This is a genomic window from Telluria sp. ZT3P25, assembly GCF_059685895.1.
In genome coordinates, this window is sequence record NZ_JCASIJ010000002.1 from 720,890 (window position 1) to 739,719 (window position 18,830).

At 63.2% G+C, this 18,830-nt stretch carries 15 protein-coding genes; 12 read left to right on the forward strand and 3 right to left on the reverse strand.

Annotated elements, in window-relative coordinates:
- Nucleotides 1-93 precede the first annotated feature (93 nt).
- Both rplQ and dsbD read left to right on the forward strand, forming a co-directional pair.
- A complete protein-coding gene (rplQ, locus tag AC56LY_RS21850) occupies nucleotides 94-489 on the forward strand; it encodes a 50S ribosomal protein L17 (protein WP_183554222.1) in 396 nt (131 codons plus the stop codon).
- Between the two features lie 125 nt (nucleotides 490-614).
- Nucleotides 615-2,471: a protein-disulfide reductase DsbD gene (dsbD, locus tag AC56LY_RS21855; protein WP_499583105.1), complete on the forward strand. Its 1,857-nt coding sequence runs from the start codon at nucleotides 615-617 to the stop codon at nucleotides 2,469-2,471.
- A gap of 42 nt (nucleotides 2,472-2,513) precedes the next feature.
- On the opposite strand, the gene AC56LY_RS21860 is transcribed toward dsbD, so the two are convergent.
- Entirely contained in the window at nucleotides 2,514-3,047 is a 534-nt protein-coding gene (locus AC56LY_RS21860) for a Spy/CpxP family protein refolding chaperone (protein ID WP_499583107.1), read from the reverse strand.
- A 196-nt stretch (nucleotides 3,048-3,243) separates the two neighbouring features.
- Between AC56LY_RS21860 and AC56LY_RS21865 the strand changes: the two genes are divergently transcribed.
- The 5 genes from AC56LY_RS21865 (at nucleotide 3,244) to AC56LY_RS21885 (ending at nucleotide 10,798) form a co-directional block, all read left to right on the forward strand.
- The gene (locus AC56LY_RS21865) at nucleotides 3,244-3,972 is read left to right on the forward strand and encodes a response regulator (RefSeq protein WP_183554216.1); all 729 of its coding nucleotides are present in this window, start codon (nucleotides 3,244-3,246) and stop codon (nucleotides 3,970-3,972) included.
- Nucleotides 3,969-5,324, forward strand: a complete 1,356-nt coding sequence (locus AC56LY_RS21870; RefSeq protein WP_499583109.1) for an ATP-binding protein — start codon at nucleotides 3,969-3,971, stop codon at nucleotides 5,322-5,324. Before AC56LY_RS21865 ends, AC56LY_RS21870 begins: the two co-directional genes overlap by 4 nt.
- A gap of 117 nt (nucleotides 5,325-5,441) precedes the next feature.
- The gene (locus AC56LY_RS21875; RefSeq protein ID WP_499583111.1) at nucleotides 5,442-6,626 is read left to right on the forward strand and encodes an efflux RND transporter periplasmic adaptor subunit; all 1,185 of its coding nucleotides are present in this window, start codon (nucleotides 5,442-5,444) and stop codon (nucleotides 6,624-6,626) included.
- Entirely contained in the window at nucleotides 6,623-9,730 is a 3,108-nt protein-coding gene (locus AC56LY_RS21880; RefSeq protein ID WP_499583113.1) for an efflux RND transporter permease subunit, read from the forward strand. The genes AC56LY_RS21875 and AC56LY_RS21880 overlap by 4 nt, the downstream gene beginning before the upstream one ends.
- Nucleotides 9,731-9,871: 141 nt before the next feature.
- Nucleotides 9,872-10,798: a hypothetical protein gene (locus AC56LY_RS21885; RefSeq protein ID WP_499583115.1), complete on the forward strand. Its 927-nt coding sequence runs from the start codon at nucleotides 9,872-9,874 to the stop codon at nucleotides 10,796-10,798.
- A gap of 313 nt (nucleotides 10,799-11,111) precedes the next feature.
- On the opposite strand, the gene hemB is transcribed toward AC56LY_RS21885, so the two are convergent.
- Nucleotides 11,112-12,119 carry a porphobilinogen synthase gene (gene hemB / locus AC56LY_RS21890; RefSeq protein ID WP_499583117.1) on the reverse strand — a complete coding sequence of 336 codons (1,008 nt, stop codon included), beginning with the start codon at nucleotides 12,117-12,119 and terminating at the stop codon, nucleotides 11,112-11,114.
- 19 nt (nucleotides 12,120-12,138) lie between these two features.
- Entirely contained in the window at nucleotides 12,139-12,888 is a 750-nt protein-coding gene (yihA, locus tag AC56LY_RS21895) for a ribosome biogenesis GTP-binding protein YihA/YsxC (RefSeq protein WP_499583119.1), read from the reverse strand.
- A 152-nt stretch (nucleotides 12,889-13,040) separates the two neighbouring features.
- Between yihA and AC56LY_RS21900 the strand changes: the two genes are divergently transcribed.
- From AC56LY_RS21900 to msrQ, 5 genes are all read left to right on the forward strand, one after another.
- A complete protein-coding gene (locus AC56LY_RS21900; protein ID WP_499583121.1) occupies nucleotides 13,041-13,712 on the forward strand; it encodes a c-type cytochrome in 672 nt (223 codons plus the stop codon).
- Nucleotides 13,713-13,822: 110 nt separating this feature from the next.
- Entirely contained in the window at nucleotides 13,823-15,922 is a 2,100-nt protein-coding gene (locus tag AC56LY_RS21905; protein WP_499583123.1) for a cytochrome c biogenesis protein ResB, read from the forward strand.
- A 23-nt stretch (nucleotides 15,923-15,945) separates the two neighbouring features.
- Nucleotides 15,946-17,124, forward strand: a complete 1,179-nt coding sequence (gene ccsB / locus AC56LY_RS21910; RefSeq protein ID WP_499456455.1) for a c-type cytochrome biogenesis protein CcsB — start codon at nucleotides 15,946-15,948, stop codon at nucleotides 17,122-17,124.
- Between the two features lie 97 nt (nucleotides 17,125-17,221).
- Nucleotides 17,222-18,199: a protein-methionine-sulfoxide reductase catalytic subunit MsrP gene (gene msrP / locus AC56LY_RS21915; protein ID WP_258837186.1), complete on the forward strand. Its 978-nt coding sequence runs from the start codon at nucleotides 17,222-17,224 to the stop codon at nucleotides 18,197-18,199.
- Nucleotides 18,199-18,825 carry a protein-methionine-sulfoxide reductase heme-binding subunit MsrQ gene (gene msrQ / locus AC56LY_RS21920; protein WP_499583126.1) on the forward strand — a complete coding sequence of 209 codons (627 nt, stop codon included), beginning with the start codon at nucleotides 18,199-18,201 and terminating at the stop codon, nucleotides 18,823-18,825. Before msrP ends, msrQ begins: the two co-directional genes overlap by 1 nt.
- The last annotated feature ends 5 nt before the right edge of the window (nucleotides 18,826-18,830 follow it).

The following is an 18,830-nucleotide window of genomic DNA, read 5'->3' on the forward strand; positions in this document are numbered from 1 at the left end:
CGGATTTAACCCGAACCGGTCCGCGGACGTGCCCTGAAAACAGGGCACGAACGATCGAAGAACTGGCATTGAAAACACCCGAAAGGAATTACCATGCGTCACCGTCACGGCCTTCGTAAGCTGAATCGTACTTCGTCCCACCGTCTGGCAATGCTGCGCAACATGACTGTTTCGTTGCTGCGTCATGAAGCCATCAAGACCACCGTCCCAAAAGCCAAGGAACTGCGTCGCGTCATCGAACCGATCCTGACCCTGGGCAAGACCGACACCCTGGCAAACAAGCGCCTGGCCTTCGCTCGCCTGCGCGACCGCGAAATGGTCCTGAAGCTGTTCGCTGAGCTGGGTCCACGCTACGCAAACCGCAACGGCGGCTACCTGCGTATCCTGAAGATGGGTTTCCGCGTTGGCGACAATGCACCAATGGCTTACGTCGAACTGCTGGATCGTCCAGAAGTGACTTCGGAAGAAGAAGCACCGACCGCCGAGTAATCGACTGTCGTTGAAAAGACCAGGTTTCGGCCTGGTTTTTTTTCGCCTGTCGATCGAGCCTCCTCTGCGCGCCCTGGACAGCCGGTGTACCATGCCCGTGCCTTATTACAACTGACTCGACCTCCATGCCCCGATTCCCTGCACGGCACTGGCTCGCTGCCTGCCTGACGCTGTTTGCCTTTTTCACGCTGTTTGCCACTGCGCCTGGCCGCGCCGCCGAGGAATTTCTCGATCCCGCCATCGCCTTCAAATTCGAAGCGCGCATGGCCGATCCGCAGACGGCCGAAGTCACGTACACGATTGCGCCGAAGTACTACATGTACCGCGAGCGCTTCGCCTTCAGGTCGAGCAACCCGGCAGTCAAGCTGGGCACGCCTGCGATTCCGCCGGGTACCGTGAAGTACGACCAGACGTTCGAGAAGGATGTGGAAACCTACAAGGGAACACTGACGATCCGGATCCCGGTCGAGGGCGACGGCGCGTTCACATTGACAGCCACCGGCCAGGGCTGCGCTGACGCCGGCCTGTGCTACCCGCCGCAGGATCATACTGCCAGCCTGAGCGCAGGGGAGGGCGGCGCCGCCGCACCGGCGCTGCCAATCGGCGCCGCAGCGCCGCAGGCCGGCATGTCGACACCGTTGTCGTCCACGCCAATGGCCGAGAGCGCGACGACCGCGCCAGCCGCCACCCCGCCAGCCGCAGCGACACCACCAGCACAATCCGACCTCTCCAACATCGCCGGCATCCTCGGCGGCGGCAACCTGCTGGCCATCATCCCGGCATTCATCCTGCTGGGCCTGGGCCTCGCATTCACGCCATGCGTGCTGCCGATGGTGCCGATCTTGTCGTCGATTATCGTGGGCGAGGGCAAGAACGTCAGCCGTGCGCGCGGCTTTTTGCTGTCGGTGACGTATTCGCTGGGCATGGCAATCGTCTACACCTTGCTGGGCGTGGCAGCGGGCCTGGCCGGCGAAGGTTTATCCGCAGCGCTGCAGAATCCCTGGGTACTTGGCACATTTGCCGTGTTGATCGTGGCAATGTCGCTGTCGATGTTTGGTTTCTATCAGTTACAACTGCCATCGGCATTGCAGACCAGTCTGAGCAATGTCTCCAACCGCCAGCAGTCCGGCAAGCTGGCCGGCGTGTTCGCGATGGGCGCCATTTCCGCGCTGATCGTCGGTCCGTGCGTGGCGGCCCCACTGGCCGGCGCGCTCGTCTACATCAGCCAGACGCGCGACGTCTTCCTGGGCGGCGCGGCACTGTTCTCGATGGCCGTGGGCATGAGCATTCCATTGCTGTTGGTGGGCGTGTCGGCCGGTTCGCTGCTGCCGCGCGTGGGTGCCTGGATGGAGTCGGTCAAGCGCTTGTTTGGCGTCCTGATGCTGGCGATGGCCATCTGGCTGGTTTCGCCCGTCATCCCGCCGGTCGCGCAGATGCTGCTGTGGGCCGCGCTGCTCTTGGGCTACGGCTTTTATCTGCTGCGTCACACGCGCCATTGGGCCGCGATGGCCTTTGGCGCCGCGTTCGCGCTGATGGGCGGCATGCAACTGGTGGGCGTAGCCAGCGGCGGGCGTGACGCATTCGCACCCCTGGCGCACCTGAGCGGCACGCCGCAACACCACGGCCTGGTGTTCACCCGCATCAAGACGGTGGATCAGCTCGACGCGGCCCTGGCCGCCAATGCCGGCAAGACCGTCATGCTCGACTTCTATGCGGACTGGTGCGTGTCGTGCAAGGAAATGGAAAAGTTCACGTTCGTCGATCCGAAGGTACAGGCCAAGCTGGCCAATACCGCGCTGCTGCAGGTCGACGTGACGGCCAACGATGCGGCCGACAAGGCGATGCTCAAGCGCTTCGGCCTGTTCGGGCCGCCGGGCATCATCCTGTTTGACGATCAAGGCAAGGAGATCGCCGATAGTCGGGTGATTGGCTACCAGAATGCAGAGAAGTTTTCGACGTCGCTGGAACGTCTGGGCAAATGAACGCCGGCGGCGTGGGCCGCCGGCGTCAGGTGAGGCAATGGATTATGCGTTGGCGCGATGCTGCTGATGATGACGCCCGCCCTTGCGCTGCTGGGCCTGCGCATCGAACGTCTTGCGCTGCTCTGGCGTGAGCACCGCATAGAAGCTGTTCAGGGCGGTGAGGCGCGATTCCATGTGCGCGGTGCGCGCTTTCTGCATCGCGATCTGCTTCTCCATACGCTGCGGTGCGCTCAGGCTGGCCCAGGCGGCGCGGTCGCCGCGGCCAGCGCGCTCACCGTGTTTCGCCGGCGTGCGACTGGCGACGAATGCATCCCAGGCCGGTTTTTGCTGGGCCGTCAGATTCAGCGACGCCTGCAGCCTGGCCTGATGCTCGGCGCGCTTCTGCGCCATCTTTGCGTGACGCTCGCCCGCCTTGGCTTGCCACTCGGCCTTCTTGGCCAGGCGTTGTTCAGCCGTCAACGTCGATGCCTGGCGACCCTCGGTCGGGGCTGCGTTCTGGGCCTGGGCCCCGACGGTGGCGCCGAACAGGCCGGCAGCGGTGAAAGCGATCACGAGGTGTTTGCGAAGGGTGTTCATGGTAGGTCCTTTGTGTGAGAGTCTGGTGAAGTGCATCCGAAACGCTCGCTGCACAGGACCCATCCTGGGTCAAAACTGTAACCATGGGATTTCCCCTGCCGCGCACTTTGTATCCATATGTTTCGCGCCTGTCGGCTTATACACAGCGATACAAATACTTCCGCCGGTCTTGTCATAAATTCGGATAATTGCGGTTATGGATAATCCCTCTACGATTCTGATCGTCGACGACGACCGCGACATCCGCACGCTGCTGGCCGACTACCTCGAGTCCAACAGTTACCGGACGCTCGGCGCCGCCGACGGCACCGCGATGTGGAAGACGCTCGACGAAACGCGTCCCGACCTCATCGTGCTCGACTTGAACATGCCCGGCGACGATGGCCTGACGCTGTGCCGCAAGCTGCGCGCCACCTCGAGCCTGCCTGTCATCATGCTCACCGCCCGCAACGAGCCGCTCGATCGCATCCTGGGCCTGGAAATGGGCGCCGACGACTACCTGCCGAAACCGTTCGAGCCGCGCGAGCTGCTGGCGCGCATCCGCAGCGTGCTGCGCCGCTCGCACGCGATGCCGTCGAACACGCCATCCGAGAACGTGCAGCAGATGCGCTTTTCGGGCTGGACGCTCGACCTGACCGCGCGTCACCTGCTCAACCCGGACGGCATCGTCATCATGCTCTCGGGCGCCGAATTCCGCCTGCTGCGCGTGTTCCTCGAACACCCGAACCGCGTGCTCAATCGCGACCAGCTGCTCAACCTCACGCAGGGCCGCGACGCCGATCCGTTCGACCGCTCGATCGACATCCAGATTAGCCGCCTGCGCCAGAAGCTTGGCGAAGACGCGCGCATGCCGCAGATTATCAAGACGGTGCGCAACGGCGGCTACGTGCTGGCCGGCCAGGTCACCGTGGAGCCGGCGGCGTGAAAGCGTTCTTCGGGTCGATGACCGGGCGCGTGTTTCTCACGCTGCTGCTGGGCATTCTGACCTCGGCCGCGCTGACGCAGCTGGCGGCCGACTACCAGCGCCTGCGCGACTTCGAAAACCAGCGCGATGCGCACGTGCTCGAACGCGCCGAGCAGCTGATCATGGCCACCGAGATCGTCCCGGCGTCGGCCCGCTCGATCTACCTCGATGTTGCCAACCGCCCGGGCCTGCAGCTCCAGGTGGGCGATATGCCGCCGGAAGCGGCGCCCCTGACGCCGTTTGCCGCGTCGCTGGCCAAGCGTCTGGGCAAGGGTTATCTGGTGGCCTCACGCGCAACGCGCCCGACTGCCTGTGGTGTCGTGCAAACGCAGCCTGTGATGTACGGTTTGCTGAGCATGAAGTGGGAGGGCGCCTGTGAGTCGATCGACGTGCGGCTGCGCGATGGCGCCGAACTGCAACTGTCGGTGCTGCCACCGCGGCTGGTCGGTGAGGATGTCGACACGAGCATCATCCTGGGCATGTTCCTGGTCAGCATCGCGGTGCTGGCCTACTTCGTGGCACGCATGACCGCGCGCCCGTTCAAGCAGCTTGCACAAGCCGCGCAAGACCTGGGCCAGGACATCAACCGCGCGCCGCTCGACCTGGTCGGCGCGATTGAGATCCGCCAGGCCAGCGCAGCCTTCAATGCGATGCAGGCGCGCATCCGCCAGTACATCTTCCAGCGCACGCAGATGCTCGCCGCGATCACGCACGACCTGCAAACGCCGCTCACGCGCATGCGCCTGCGGCTCGAGAAGGTCAGCGACACCGAACTGCAGGACCGCCTGATCGGCGACCTGTCGGCGATGCAGGAAATGGTGCGCGAAGGCCTGGTACTGGCGCGCAGCATGGACACGACCGAGACGATGCAGATGCTCGATCTGGATTCACTGCTCGAGGCCGTGTGCGCTGACGCGACCGATGCCGGCCAGGCCGTGACGCTCGCCGGCAAGGCCTCGATCGCCGTGCTGGGCCGGCCGATCGACATGCGCCGCTGCCTGGTCAACCTGATCGACAACGCGGTCAAGTACGGGCGCGATGCGCGCGTCTGCGTCGACCGCACCAACGGCACCGCGCGCATCCGCATCCGCGACAGCGGGCCGGGCATTCCGCGCAGCGAACTGGTGCGCGTGTTCGATCCGTTCTACCGCGTGGAGACATCGCGCTCGCGCGAGTCGGGCGGCACCGGCCTGGGCCTGACGATCGCACGCAATATCACGGAGCAGCACGGCGGCAGCATCAGCCTGGCCAACCATCCGGAAGGCGGCCTGGAAGTCACGCTGATGCTGCCCACGTATTACCCGAACAAATAAAAACCAACAAGCAAAATAAAGCCGTAACGACAGTGTGGGACAATGCGCGCGCGCAATGGCCACATCAACAAGCAGCATCACTGAGAGAGCCGTCGGCACTGGCGGCAAGGGACAAGCATGAACAAGAAGAATGTCGGTGTCGTCGCCGTCGTGGCGGCGCTGGTCGTCGCTGGCGGCTGGTACTTCAATCAGGGTCATGAGGCCAAGGCCCAGGCGCCAGGCGCCAAAGGGCAGGGCGGCGGCCAGCCACCGGTGACCGTCAGCGTGGTCAAGCCCGAGCGGCGCGATGTCGGCGTCGAGCTGTTCGCCAACGGTACCGTCACGCCGGTGCGCACCGTGAACCTGCATCCGCAGACCGTCACCACCATCCGCAAGGTCCATATCCGCGAAGGCCAGTTCGTCAAGGAAGGCGAACTGATGTTCTCGCTCGACGACCGCGCCGACCAGGCCAATGTCGCGCGCGCCGAAGCGCAGGTGGCGCGCGACCGCGCCACGCTGGCCGACCTGGACCGCCAGTACAAGCGCAGCCAGGAGCTGGTATCGCAGAACTTCCTGGCCCAGAGCGCGCTCGACTCCCTGCTGAGCCAGGTGGAAGCCCAGCGCGCGCTGGTGCAATCCAACCAGGCGGCGATGCGCGCCACCCAGGTCAGCGCCAGCTATACATCGATCCGCGCGCCGATGTCGGGGCGCGTAGGCGCTATTGACGTCCATCCAGGCGCGCTGGTGCAGATGACGACGTCGCTGACCACCGTTACCCAGCTCGACCCGATCAATGTCTCGTTCACGCTGCCGGAATCGACGCTCGGCGCGCTGCTCGGCGCCCAGCGAGCCGGCAACGTCGACGTCCACGTGACGAGCGGCGCCGACGCGAAACCGGTCGCTGGCCGCCTGAGCTTCATCGACAACGCCGTCGACGCGCAGGCTGGCACCATCCGCGTCAAGGGCGAATTCTCCAACAACAAGACCAGCCTGTGGCCCGGCCAGTACGTGACCGCGCGTGTGGTCGTGCAAACGCTCAAGGACGCCCTCGTGATCCCGCAAACAGCGATCATCACATCGACCAACGGCACGTTCGTTTATGTGCTGGCCGAAGGCGACTCGGCGCGGCAGGTGCCGGTCAAGCGCGTGTATGCATTTGGCGACCACGCTGCCGTCACGGGTTTGACCGGCGCCGAGCAGGTGATCACCGAAGGCAAGCAGAACCTGCGGCCGGGTGGCAAAGTGCGCCTGGCCCAGGCAGCCAAGCCTGCCGCCGACAAGCCGGCTTCCACTGCGCAACCCAAGCAGGGTGAACAGGCATGAACCTGTCCGAACTGTGTATCCGCCGGCCGGTGATGGTGGTGCTGCTGTCGATCAGCCTGGTGCTGGTGGGCATCCTGTCGTACATGAAGATCCCGGTCGCCGCACTGCCAAGCTACAACACGCCGGTCATCAACGTCTCGGCCAACCTGCCGGGCGCGAGTCCCGAGACGATGGCCTCGTCGGTCGCGCTGCCGCTCGAGAAACAGTTCTCGACCATTGCCGGCATCAAGCTGATCACGTCGAGCAGCACCCAGGGCGACACCAATATCACCCTTGAATTCGACACCGCGATCGATGTCGACAAGGCTGCGGTCGACGTCCAGGCGGCGCTGCTGGTGGCGCAGCGCCGCTTGCCGCTCGAGATGACAGAACTGCCGGCCTACCGCAAGGTCAACCCGGCTGATGCCCCGATCCTGTTCATGCACCTGACCTCGCCGTCGATGGACTTGTCGGAGCTGAACGATTACGCAGAGAATCTGATCTCGCCGGCGATCTCGACCGTGCAGGGCGTCTCGCAAGTCTCGATCAACGGCGGCAAGCGCTTCGCCGTGCGCGTGCGTGCCAAGTCCGACCTGATGAACGCGCGCAATATCTCGATGGACGAGCTGGCAGCAGCACTGCGCGCGGCCAACTCGAACACGCCGCTGGGTATCCTCGATGGTCCGACCCAGGCGCTGACGATCCAGGGCGGCGGCCAGCTGATGAAGGCGGCTGATTTTGCCAACCTGATCGTCGCCACGCGCGAAGGCATGCCAGTGCGCCTGCGCGATATCGCCGACGTCCAGGACAGCTACCAGTCGGTCAAGGCCATGGGTAGCCTGAACGGCGAACGTTCGATCTCGCTGATGGTGCAGCGCCAGCCCAACGCCAATACGGTCGAAGTGGTCGACGCCGTGCGCGCGCTGATTCCCCGCTTCGAAGGGCAATTGCCGGCCTCGATCAAGATCGAGCTCGTCAACGACCGTTCGCTGTCGATCCGCGAAGCAATCCACGACGTCAACCTGACGCTGCTGGGCACGGTGATGCTGGTGATCCTGGTCATCTTCCTGTTCCTGCACCGCGCGGCCGCCACGTTCATTCCGGCCGTGACGGTGCCGATCTCGCTGCTGGGCGCGCTCTCGCTGCTGTACTGGCTGGGTTATAGCCTCGACAATATTTCGCTGCTGGGCATTACGCTGGCCGTCGGCCTGGTGGTCGACGATGCGATCGTGGTGCTGGAAAACATCGTGCGCCACATGGAGATGGGCAAGAAGCCGATGCATGCATCGCTTGTCGGCGCGCGCGAAATGGGCTTTACCATCATCTCGATCTCGATTTCGCTGGTGGCCGTGTTCATCCCGATCTTCTTCATGCCGGGCGTGATCGGCCTGCTGTTCCGCGAATTTGCCGTGATCGTTGGCCTGGCCGTGATGGTTTCGGCGATCGTCTCGCTGACCCTCGTGCCGATGCTGTGCTCGCGCCTGCTCAAGGATGGCGGCCACGTCGATCCGAAAGACATGTCGTGGATCGGCCGCCGGTTCGAAGCCATGTTCACCAATGTGCGCAACGGCTATGGCCGCACGCTCGACACCGCGCTGCGCCACCGCTTTTTGGTCCTGATGCTGGCGCTGGGCACCTTCGTGCTGACCGCCGTGCTGTACATGACGATGCCCAAGGGCTTTTTCCCCGAAGAAGACATCGGCCAGATCCGTGTGAACGTCGAGGCGTCCGAAGACACATCGTCGGTCGCGCTGGCCGAATTGCAGGGCAAGGTAGTGGACATCGTCCGCGCCAATCCGTATGTGCAGGACACGACCTCGTTCAGCGGCGGCGGCAATACGGGCCGCATGTTCCTGGTACTGAAACCCCGCGGCGAGCGCCCACCGATGGATCTCGTGATCGACGACCTGCGCAAGGCCACGCGCGCCGTGCCGGGCGTGCAGGTATTCATGTCGCCCCAGCAAAACCTGCAACTGGGTGGCCGCCAGAGCAAGGCGCGCTACCAGTACACGCTGCAGAGCGTCTCGGGCGGCGAAATCGGCGGCTGGGCCGAACGGTTCCTGGAAGGCATGCGGCAGGATGCGCGCTTCCGCGACGTCAACAGCGACTCGCAGAACAAGGCGCTGCAAGCGACCGTGGATATCGACCGCGACAAGGCTGCACTGCTGGGCCTGGAAATGGACGATATCCGCACCGTGATGTACGCGTCGTTTGGCGAGCGCCAGGTGTCCACCATCTACTCGACGGCTGCCAGCTACTACGTGATCCTGGAAGCGGCCGCCAGCGACCGTTACTATGACGAAGCGCTGTCGCGCGTGTCGGTGCGCAGCAAGTCGGGTGACCTGGTCAAGCTGTCGAGCATTGCCACGGTGCGCCGTACGGTCGGCCCGCTGCAAGTGAATCACCAAGGGCAATTGCAGGCGATCACGCTGTCGTTCAACCTTGCGCCGGGCGTGCCGCTGGGCGACGCTACCGCCGCCATCGAACAGATGGGTACGGCGATGAAGTTGCCGGCCTCCGTGATTGCCACTTATGGCGGCGACGCGGCCGTGTTCCAGGACACGCAGTCGAGCCAGCTGATCCTGATCCTGACGGCCATCGGCGTCATCTACGTGCTGCTGGGCGTCTTGTACGAAAGCTATATCCACCCGCTGACCATTCTGGCCGGCCTGCCGTCGGCAGCGGTCGGTGCGCTGCTGACGCTGTGGATCTTCGACAAGGACCTGACGCTGATCGCGATGATCGGCATCCTGATGCTGATCGGTATCGTCAAGAAGAACGCCATCATGATGATCGACTTCGCGCTCGATGCGCAGCGCACGCTCGGCATGAGTCCGCAAGAGGCGATCCGCGAAGCGTGCATCCTGCGCTTCCGGCCGATCCTGATGACGACGCTGGCCGCGCTGATGGGCGCGCTGCCGATCGCGCTCGGTATCGGCGCCGGTGCCGAACTACGCCAGCCACTGGGCCTGGCGGTGTGCGGCGGCTTGATCTTCTCGCAAGTGATTACGCTGTACATCACGCCGGTCATCTACCTGTACCTGGACCGCTTCAGTGGCACGGGACCGATGACGGACGATCAGCTCGCGAAGGCCGACGATGTCCCGGTTGCTCAGCATGCTTAATTTCGGAAACATTTAGTAACAACCATCAACGCCAGCAGCGGTGCAGTCCGCTCGCTGGCGTGATGCGCAGGTACTCTAAAACGGTTAGACTGCGGCTCTCTGCTGTTTTTTTAGACGTCGCTTCCAGGATACCGATCTACCTTGCGTGACCATCCCCACTCCTACGATCAGGACAGCGAAGTTTGCTCCCACTGCGGACAGCCACTGGTACGCCCTGGGCCGCAATACGAGCGCGAGGGCTCCAAGCGCGGCGGCCTGATCGGCACGATCGCGCTGCACTTGCTGCTGCTGGCGATCTTCATCTTCAAGCCGCCCGAAAAAGAGCAGAAGACAGCGCGCCCGGCATCCGAGCGCGAAACTGACGTGTTCTTTGTCCAGCCGCTGCAGCAGCCGACCAAGGCCCAGCGCGAGCAAAAGCCCAAGCCCGCACCGAAACCGACGCCCCGGCGCGAAACGCCGCGTCCGAAGCAACCGGAGCGCGTGTTCGTCCAGCGCCTGCCGGACACGATCACGATTCCCGACGAAAAGCCGGTCGAGCGCACACCGCCACCACCGCAGCCGCCACAGCCGAAGACCGAGGTCCCGCCTGACATGGACATGGCTGCCTACGTCAAAGCCCAGCGCGAGCGCCGCGGCGCACCGACCGGCAGCGAAGTGGAAACCCCGGAAAGCGACGCGGTGCGCGGCAACCGCAACGCGCTGGCGAACATCGCCGCGATCAACGGCCGCGGCCGCGACGACAGCAACGAGTCGGGTGGCATCTTCTCGATATCGAACAAGACGTTCAACACGATGGACCTGAAGTTCCGCGGCTGGAACCCGAGCTTCAAGCGGCGCTGGCTGACGGCGGTAACGGTGGAGCAGGGCAGCGCACGCGACATCGAAACGGCCGTCATCAAGAAGATGATCGAACTGATCCGCAAGGAAAAGACCGGCGACTTCGAGTGGGATTCGCACCGCCTGGGTCGCGTGGTGAAGCTCAGTGCACGGCCAGCAGACGAAGCGCGCCTGACCGAGTTCTTGTACAAAGAAATGTTCCCGGAATACCGGCCGCCGCCGGGAGGTTGATGAATGTGGAAAAAAAAGCCGGGGTCAGGTCTGACATTCGGACACGACCTCGACAGTCGGGCAGTCAAAACTGGCTGGCACCGGGCCATGCCAATACCGGGCAAGACACCATTGGATGGCCAAAGCTGAGGCCGTGTCCGAATGTCAGACCTGACCCCAGCTTTGCAGCTGTGCCGGACTAGCTGGCACCGGGCCATGCCGACACCGTTAGATGTGTAAAAGGTTGAGTTCGTGTCCGAATGTCAGACCTGACCCCAGCTGTTTCGTAAAAAAACCGTGCCATGGCACGGTTTTTTGTTGGGTGTGCGGGTGGTTAACCTGCCTTCAATTTCCGGGCAATATCCATTGCAAAGTACGTCAGCACCCCATCGGCGCCGGCGCGCTTGAACGCCATCATCGATTCCATCATGACCTTGTCATGGTCGAGCCAGCCATTGAGCGCGGCTGCCTTGAGCATCGCGTACTCGCCGCTGACCTGATAGGCAAACGTCGGCACCCTGAACTCATCCTTTACGCGGCGCACGATGTCCAGATACGGCATGCCTGGTTTCACCATCACCATGTCGGCGCCTTCGGCCAGGTCCAGCGCCACTTCGCGCAGTGCTTCATCGCTGTTGGCCGGGTCCATCTGGTAAGTGTTCTTGTCGGCCTTGCCGAGATTGGCTGATGAGCCGACCGCATCGCGGAACGGGCCGTAGAACGCGGACGCATACTTGGCCGAGTACGCCATGATGCGCGTATGAATATGACCTTGCGCCTCGAACGCGGTGCGGATCGCGCCGATGCGCCCATCCATCATGTCCGATGGTGCGACGATGTCCACGCCGGCGTCAGCGTGCGTGAGTGCTTGCTTGACCAGCATCTCGATCGTCTTTTCATTAACGATATAGCCGTTCTCGTCCGGCAGGCCGTCCTGGCCGTGGGTCGTGTACGGATCGAGCGCGATGTCGGTGATGATGCCCAGCTCGGGGAAGTTGCGCTTGAGCTCGCGGACCACGCGCGGTACCAGCCCGTCCGGGTTGGTCGCTTCGATGCCGTCATAGGTTTTCACCGACTGGTCGACCAGCGGGAACAGCGCCAGCGCCGGAATCCCGAGCGCGACGCATTCTTCGGCCACTTTCAGCAGCAGGTCGAGCGAGACGCGGGCCACGCCCGGCATCGAGCCGACTTCCTGGCGCACGTTCTGGCCTTCCAGCACGAACACGGGATAGATCAGGTCGGATGCGGTAATCGTGTTCTCGCGCATCATGGCGCGGGAGAACGGGTCGCGGCGCATGCGGCGCGGCCGGGCCGCCGGATAGGCGGAAGTGATGATGCTCATCGAATAGCTCCTTGCAGGATCAGGCGGAGGTTTGATCGTCGTCCGCCGACGGCGCGCCAGATTCTTCGTGCTCTTCTTCTTGCTCACCTTCGTACTCGCCGGCAACGCCGTCCAGTCCGGCCAGCGCCAGGATCTTGGCATCGGCTTCTTCGATGCCGATGCGCTTGAGCGCCGAGAACAGCTGTACCGTGAACGGGAAGCCCACGCCATCTTCATCGACGTAGCTTTCGAGCACGCCGCGCGCTTCGCGCAGGGCGTTGGTCGACTCGTTGCGGTTGAGCTTATCGGCCTTCGTCAGGATGCAGTGGATCGGCTTGCCGGTGGGGGCAAACCATTCGAGCATCTGGACGTCCAGGTCGGTGAACGGGCGGCGCGAATCCATGATCAGGATGAGCGCAGCGAGCTGGTCGCGGCGCTGGACATAGTCGCCCAGCAGCTTTTGCCAGTGCAGCTTGGCCGTGCCCGACACTTCGGCGTAACCGTAGCCCGGCAAGTCGACCAGCAGCGCTTCGATTTCATCGAGCCGGACTGCGTCCTTGCGGTGCTGGCCCACATGGGCGCCGCCGATCGAGAAATAATTGATGTGCTGCGTGCGACCTGGCGTCTTCGACGCGAAGGCAAGACCCTTCTGGTTCGTGAGGATATTGATCGCTGTGGATTTGCCGGCGTTGGAGCGCCCGGCGAAGGCGATTTCCGGCACAGTAGTGTCGGGAAGGTCGCGCAACTGATTCACGGTCGTAAAGAACCGGGCTTGCCATAATCTGGACATTGGGGAGAAGGTATAAGAGGACTACGAAATGGCGTTGGAGAAACAAAGCTATTGTACAATAAGGGGTTGATTGCTGCCTGCCAGCCCCATGGCCCAGGCAATCAAGGGCGCTGCACTGAACCTTCAATTATTGACTTTTTCAAGGTGCTAGTATGAACCGCTTGTCGTCCCCCCTGCTCAAAACACTGTTGGTCACACTAACTGTTTTCGGGGGACTCCCGGCGGCAACAGCAGCAGCGCCCGCAGCGGTACCTGCCCTCAAGGCCGATCCGGCCCGGGGCGGCGCGCTGTACGATGCGGGCGACCCGGCGCGCGGCCTGCCAGCCTGCGTGTCATGCCATGGCGCGGCGGGCAATTCGTCCATCGTTGCCAATCCCAAGCTGTCGGGCCAGTTCGCCAGCTACACGCACAAGCAACTGGTCGATTTCACGACCCCGAATCGCCAGCAGCCGATCATGACGACCTACGCCAAGATGCTCACCGACGCCGAGAAGAAGGACATCGCGGCCTGGCTGGCGGTGCAGGTGCACAAACCGGGCGCAGCAAAGAACAAGGACACCGTTGAACTGGGCCGCAAGATCTATCGCGGCGGCATCGCCGAGCGTGGCGTGGCGGCCTGTGCCAGCTGTCATGGCGCCAATGCCAGTGGCATCCCCGCACAATATCCGCGCCTTGCAGGCCAGCATCAGGATTACACGACCGCCCAGCTCGAAGCATTCAAGAGTGGCACCCGCGCCAACAGCCCGCAAATGACCACGCTCTCGCAGCGCATGTCGACGGCTGAAATGCGCGCGGTGGCCGACTATATCGCCGGCTTGCGCTAAGAGACTCCACGATCTCGCATAAGCAATATTGAACGCAGGAAGGGCGGCAGCAACGGGCTGCCCCCTTTCTGCAAGCGGTTACCCGCCGCGCAGGAAGAAAGTTGTAAAGCATGAGTACCACCGGAATTACACTGAACACCCGCCGCCGTGGTCTGGCCGAGGCGGTCGAACTGATCTCATCGATGCGGTTTGCGATCAGTCTTCTCACCATCATCTCCATCTCGTCGATCATCGGCACCGTGCTCAAACAGGCCGAGCCGATGTCGAATTACGTCAACCAGTTCGGCCCGTTCTGGTTCGAGATTTTCAACAAGTTCGGCCTGTACAGCGTGTATTCCAGCTGGTGGTTCCTCGTGATCCTGGTGGTGCTGGTCATGTCCACCGGCCTGTGCCTGATCCGCAATGCGCCGAAAATGATGCGCGACATGCGTAGCTGGCGCGAGAACGTGCGCTTCGATTCGCTGCGCAACTTCCACCACAAGCTCGAATGGCAGGCGCCGCTCTCGACGAGCGCACTGGCCGAGCAGAGCGCACTGCGCCTGCGCCACGCCGGCTACGCCACCAAGATTGTCGAGAAGGATGGCGGCACGCTGGTCACGGCCAAGAAGGGCGCCGGCAACAAGTTCGGCTACATCTTCGCGCACTCGTCGATCATCGTGATCCTGGTGGGAGGCACACTCGATTCGGACTTGCCAGTGCGCATCCAACAATGGATCTTCAACAAGACGCCATTCACCGGCAGCGGCGCAATCGCGGACATTCCCGCCCAGCACCGCCTGGGGACGGGCAACCCGACCTTCCGTGGCAATACCGCCATTGCCGAGGGGCAGGCCAGCCGCAGCGCGATCCTGAACCAGCCGACGGGTGTGCTGGTGCAGGAGCTGCCGTTCTCGCTGCAGCTCAAGAAATTCCATATCGAGTTCTATTCGACCGGCATGCCGAAACTGTTTGCCAGCGACGTGGTCGTGCGCGATCTGGAAACCGGTCACACGTTCGAGTCGACCATCAAGGTCAATCATCCGCTGATCTACAAGGGCATCGCCGTCTACCAGTCGAGCTTTGACGATGGCGGCAGCAAACTGCGGCTGACAGGGTTTCCGATGAACGGTACCGGCAGCGCCAGTTTCCCGATCGAAGGCGAAGTCAACAGCGCCACCGAACTGAAGATCGGTGGCGATACCTATGCGGTCGAGTGGTCGGGTTTCCGCCCGTTCAACGTCGAAAACATCAGCCAGGGCAATGACGTGCGCGCGGTGAGCAAGGGCAAAACGTTCAACGAACAGTTCGCTGCCACGCTGGGCAAGGCCTCGGGCGCGGCTGCCAATCCGGACGCCACCAAGGACCTCAAGAACGTCGGCCCCAGCGTGCAATACAAGTTGCGCGACGCCAGCGGCCAGGCGCGCGAATACATGAACTACATGCAGCCGATGACGCTCGACGGCGCGCAAGTCTATCTGGCCGGCGTGCGCGCGAACCCGTCGGAAAGCTTCAGCTTCCTGCGCATTCCCGTCGACGAACGCTTTGGCGTGGGCGACTGGATGCGCCTGCGCGCGGCGCTGGCCGACCCGGAGGCGCGCGCCGTTGCGGCGCGCCGCTATGCCGCGCGGGCGCTGGGCGGCAATCCCGGAAGCGCCCTGGCCGGCCAGTTGCAGGAGTCGGCCGCACGCACGCTCGGCATCTTCGCCGGCGGCGACGGTCGCGGCGGCTTCGTTGGCGTGGCCCAGTTCCTGGAAAAGATTCCGCAGGCCGAGCAGGAGAAAGCAGCCGGTATCTTCATGAAGATGCTCAACGGCACGCTGTGGGAACTGTGGCAAGTAGCGCGCGAAAAGAATGGCGACGCTCCCGCCGCGCCAACGGACGCCAATGGCCGCTTCCTGCAACTGGCCACCAATGCGTTGTCGGACAGTTATCTGTACGGTGCGCCGGTGTATCTGCAGCTCGACGATTTCACCGAAGTGAAGGCCTCGGTGCTGCAATTGACGCGCTCGCCGGGCAAGAACGTGGTCTACTTCGGCTGTGTCCTGCTCGTGCTGGGCGTGTTCGCAATGTTCTACATTCGCGAACGGCGCGTCTGGATCTGGGTGCGCGACGTGCCCGGTAACCCGGAGGCTGGCGCCGAGGCGCTGATGGCCATGAGCACGCAACGCAAGACGCTCGATTTCGAGCGCGAGTACGAAGACTTGACTGTAAAGCTGCCACAACCGGCGTAAGCTGCGCGGGCCTGGAGAAAACAATGGAACTGTCACAACCCAAGACTGGCGCCCCGGCGCGCCCGACCGACCAATACCAGGAAGCGCCGGGCTATTTCCGCCGCCTGGGTCCGCTTGACTGGCTGTACGCGCTGGCCCTGTGCGCCGCGGCGCTGTTCGCGCTGAACCGTTACGGCCACTTCATGGACATCTATGAAGAGGTGATCCTGGTGTGCACGGCGCCCGTGTTTGCCGTGCTGGGCTGGTACTGGAAACCGATGCGCTGGCTGCTGCCGCTGGTCGCCGTGCTGTCGCTGGGCGCGATCGCGCTGTACGACGGCAACCTGGCTGCTGCCGAGCAGAAATTCTTCCTGAAGTACATGCTGTCGAGCCAGTCGGCCATCCTGTGGATGAGCGCGCTGTTCGTGTTCTCGACCGTGTTCTACTGGGTTGGCCTGTTAAGCCGCGGCAAGTTTGGAGGCGGCGTGGGCGCGGCGCTGTGCTGGGCCGCAGTCGTGATCGGCGCGGTCGGCATGATGGTGCGCTGGTACGAGTCGTACCTGATCGGCCCGGACGTTGGCCACATCCCGGTGTCAAACCTGTACGAAGTGTTCATCCTGTTCGCCCTCATCACCGCGCTGTTCCACCTGTATTACGAAGAACATTACGCCACGCGTCAGCTGGGCCCGTTCGTGATGCTGATCATTGGCGCTGCCGTCGGCTTCCTGCTGTGGTACACGGTCTCGCGCGACGCCGCCCAGATCCAGCCACTCGTGCCGGCGCTGCAGAGCTGGTGGATGAAAATCCACGTGCCGGCCAACTTCATCGGTTACGGCACCTTTGCACTCGCTGCGATGGTCGCGTCGGCCTATCTGCTCAAGTCGCATGGCATGCTGGTCGACCGCCTGCCTTCGCTCGAGGTGCTCGACGACGTGATGTACAAGTCGATCTCGGTCGGTTTCGCGTTCTTCACCGTCGCCACCATCCTCGGCGCCCTGTGGGCCGCTGAAGCGTGGGGCGGCTACTGGTCGTGGGATCCGAAAGAGACGTGGGCGCTGATCGTTTGGCTGAACTACGCGGCGTGGCTGCACATGCGCTTGATGACGGGCCTGCGCGGCCGTGTCGCGGCCTGGTGGGCGGTGGTCGGCTTGCTGGTGACCACGTTCGCCTTCCTGGGCGTGAACATGTTCCTGTCGGGCCTGCACTCGTACGGCGAGCTGTAAAGAAGGCGCGGGCGCTGACCCGATAGTGTTGGCCGCCTAACGCAAGCTTAAGGGAACTTCGTGTAATGTGAAGCTTCCCAAGCTCGCGAGGCCAGCCATGCTCTTCAAACGCAATCCCAACGGACTCGATCTTCCGTACCCTTCCGAAATCACGCCGCAAGAGATTTATACCGGCCGGCGTGAATTCATCACCCGCATGGCCGCCACGGCCGCTGTCGGCAGCGGCGTCTGGGAGATGGCCAACCGCGAAGCCTTTGCCCAGACCGCCGGCCAGAAGCTCGCGGCGCGCGCCAATGTGGCGCTGTCGACCGACGAAAAGCAGACCCCGTTCAAGGACGCTGCCGGCTACAACAATTTCTACGAATTTGGCCTCGACAAGGGTGACCCGGCCGAGAACGCGCACACGCTGCGCACCCGGCCCTGGACCGTGCGCATCGAGGGCGAGGTCAAGAAACCTCTCACGCTCGACATCGACAGCCTGCTGAAACTCGCGCCATTAGAAGAACGCGTGTACCGCCTGCGCTGCGTCGAAGGCTGGTCGATGGTCATTCCGTGGGTCGGCTATTCGCTGTCGAACCTGCTCAAGCAGGTGGAACCGACCGGCAACGCCAAGTTCGTCGAATTCACAACGCTGGCCGACGCCAAGCAGATGCCCGGCCTGCGTAGTGGCGTGCTGGATTGGCCGTACGTCGAGGGCCTGCGCATCGACGAAGCCATGCACCCGCTGACGATGCTCACGATGGGCATGTATGGCCAGGTGCTGCCGAACCAGAACGGCGCGCCGGTGCGCCTCGTCGTGCCATGGAAGTACGGTTTCAAGTCGGCCAAGTCGCTGGTGCGCATCCGCCTGCTCTCGCGCCAGCCGAAGACCGCCTGGAACGACATGGCCCCGCGCGAGTACGGCTTCTTCTCGAACGTGAATCCGAACGTGGACCACCCGCGCTGGTCGCAGGCCAGCGAGCGCCGCATCGGTGAATCGGGCCTGTTCGCACCAAAGCGCAAGACCCTGATGTTCAATGGCTACGACCAGGTGTCGTCGCTGTATACCGGCCTGGATTTGAAGCGTTATTTCTGATGGCAGGGTTGAACAGCAAACAGGTCGGGTGGGTCAAGGCCATTGTCTTTGTGCTTTCTCTGGTCCCCTTCGCGCGCCTGGTCTGGGGCACCGCCAGCGGCAGTTTTTCGGATCCGCTGGCGGCGATCACCAAGGGCAGCGGCGAATGGGCGCTGTACTTCCTGTGCATCACGCTGGCAGTGACGCCGCTGCGGCGCCTGACCGGCTGGAACTGGCTCGTCAAGCTGCGCCGCATGATTGGCCTGTTCATGTTTTTCTATGCACTCGTGCACTTCACGGCATTCCTGTGGTTCGACCACTTCTTCGATGTGCCGGCGATGCTGGCCGACGTCATCAAGCGGCCGTTCATTCTGGTGGGCTTCATCGCCTTCGTGCTGCTCATCCCGCTGGCAGCGACATCGACCAACGCGATGATCAAGCGCCTGGGCGGCAAGCGCTGGCAATGGCTGCACCGCCTGATCTACCTGATCGCGCCGCTGTCGATCCTGCACTTTTGGTGGATGAAAGAGGGCAAGAACGATTTCGCCAGACCGATCATCTTTGGCCTCATCGTGGCACTGCTTCTCGGTGCGCGCCTCGTCTGGAGTCGCACCAAGGCCGCTACTATGCGCACCGAGCGTACCTGACGCCT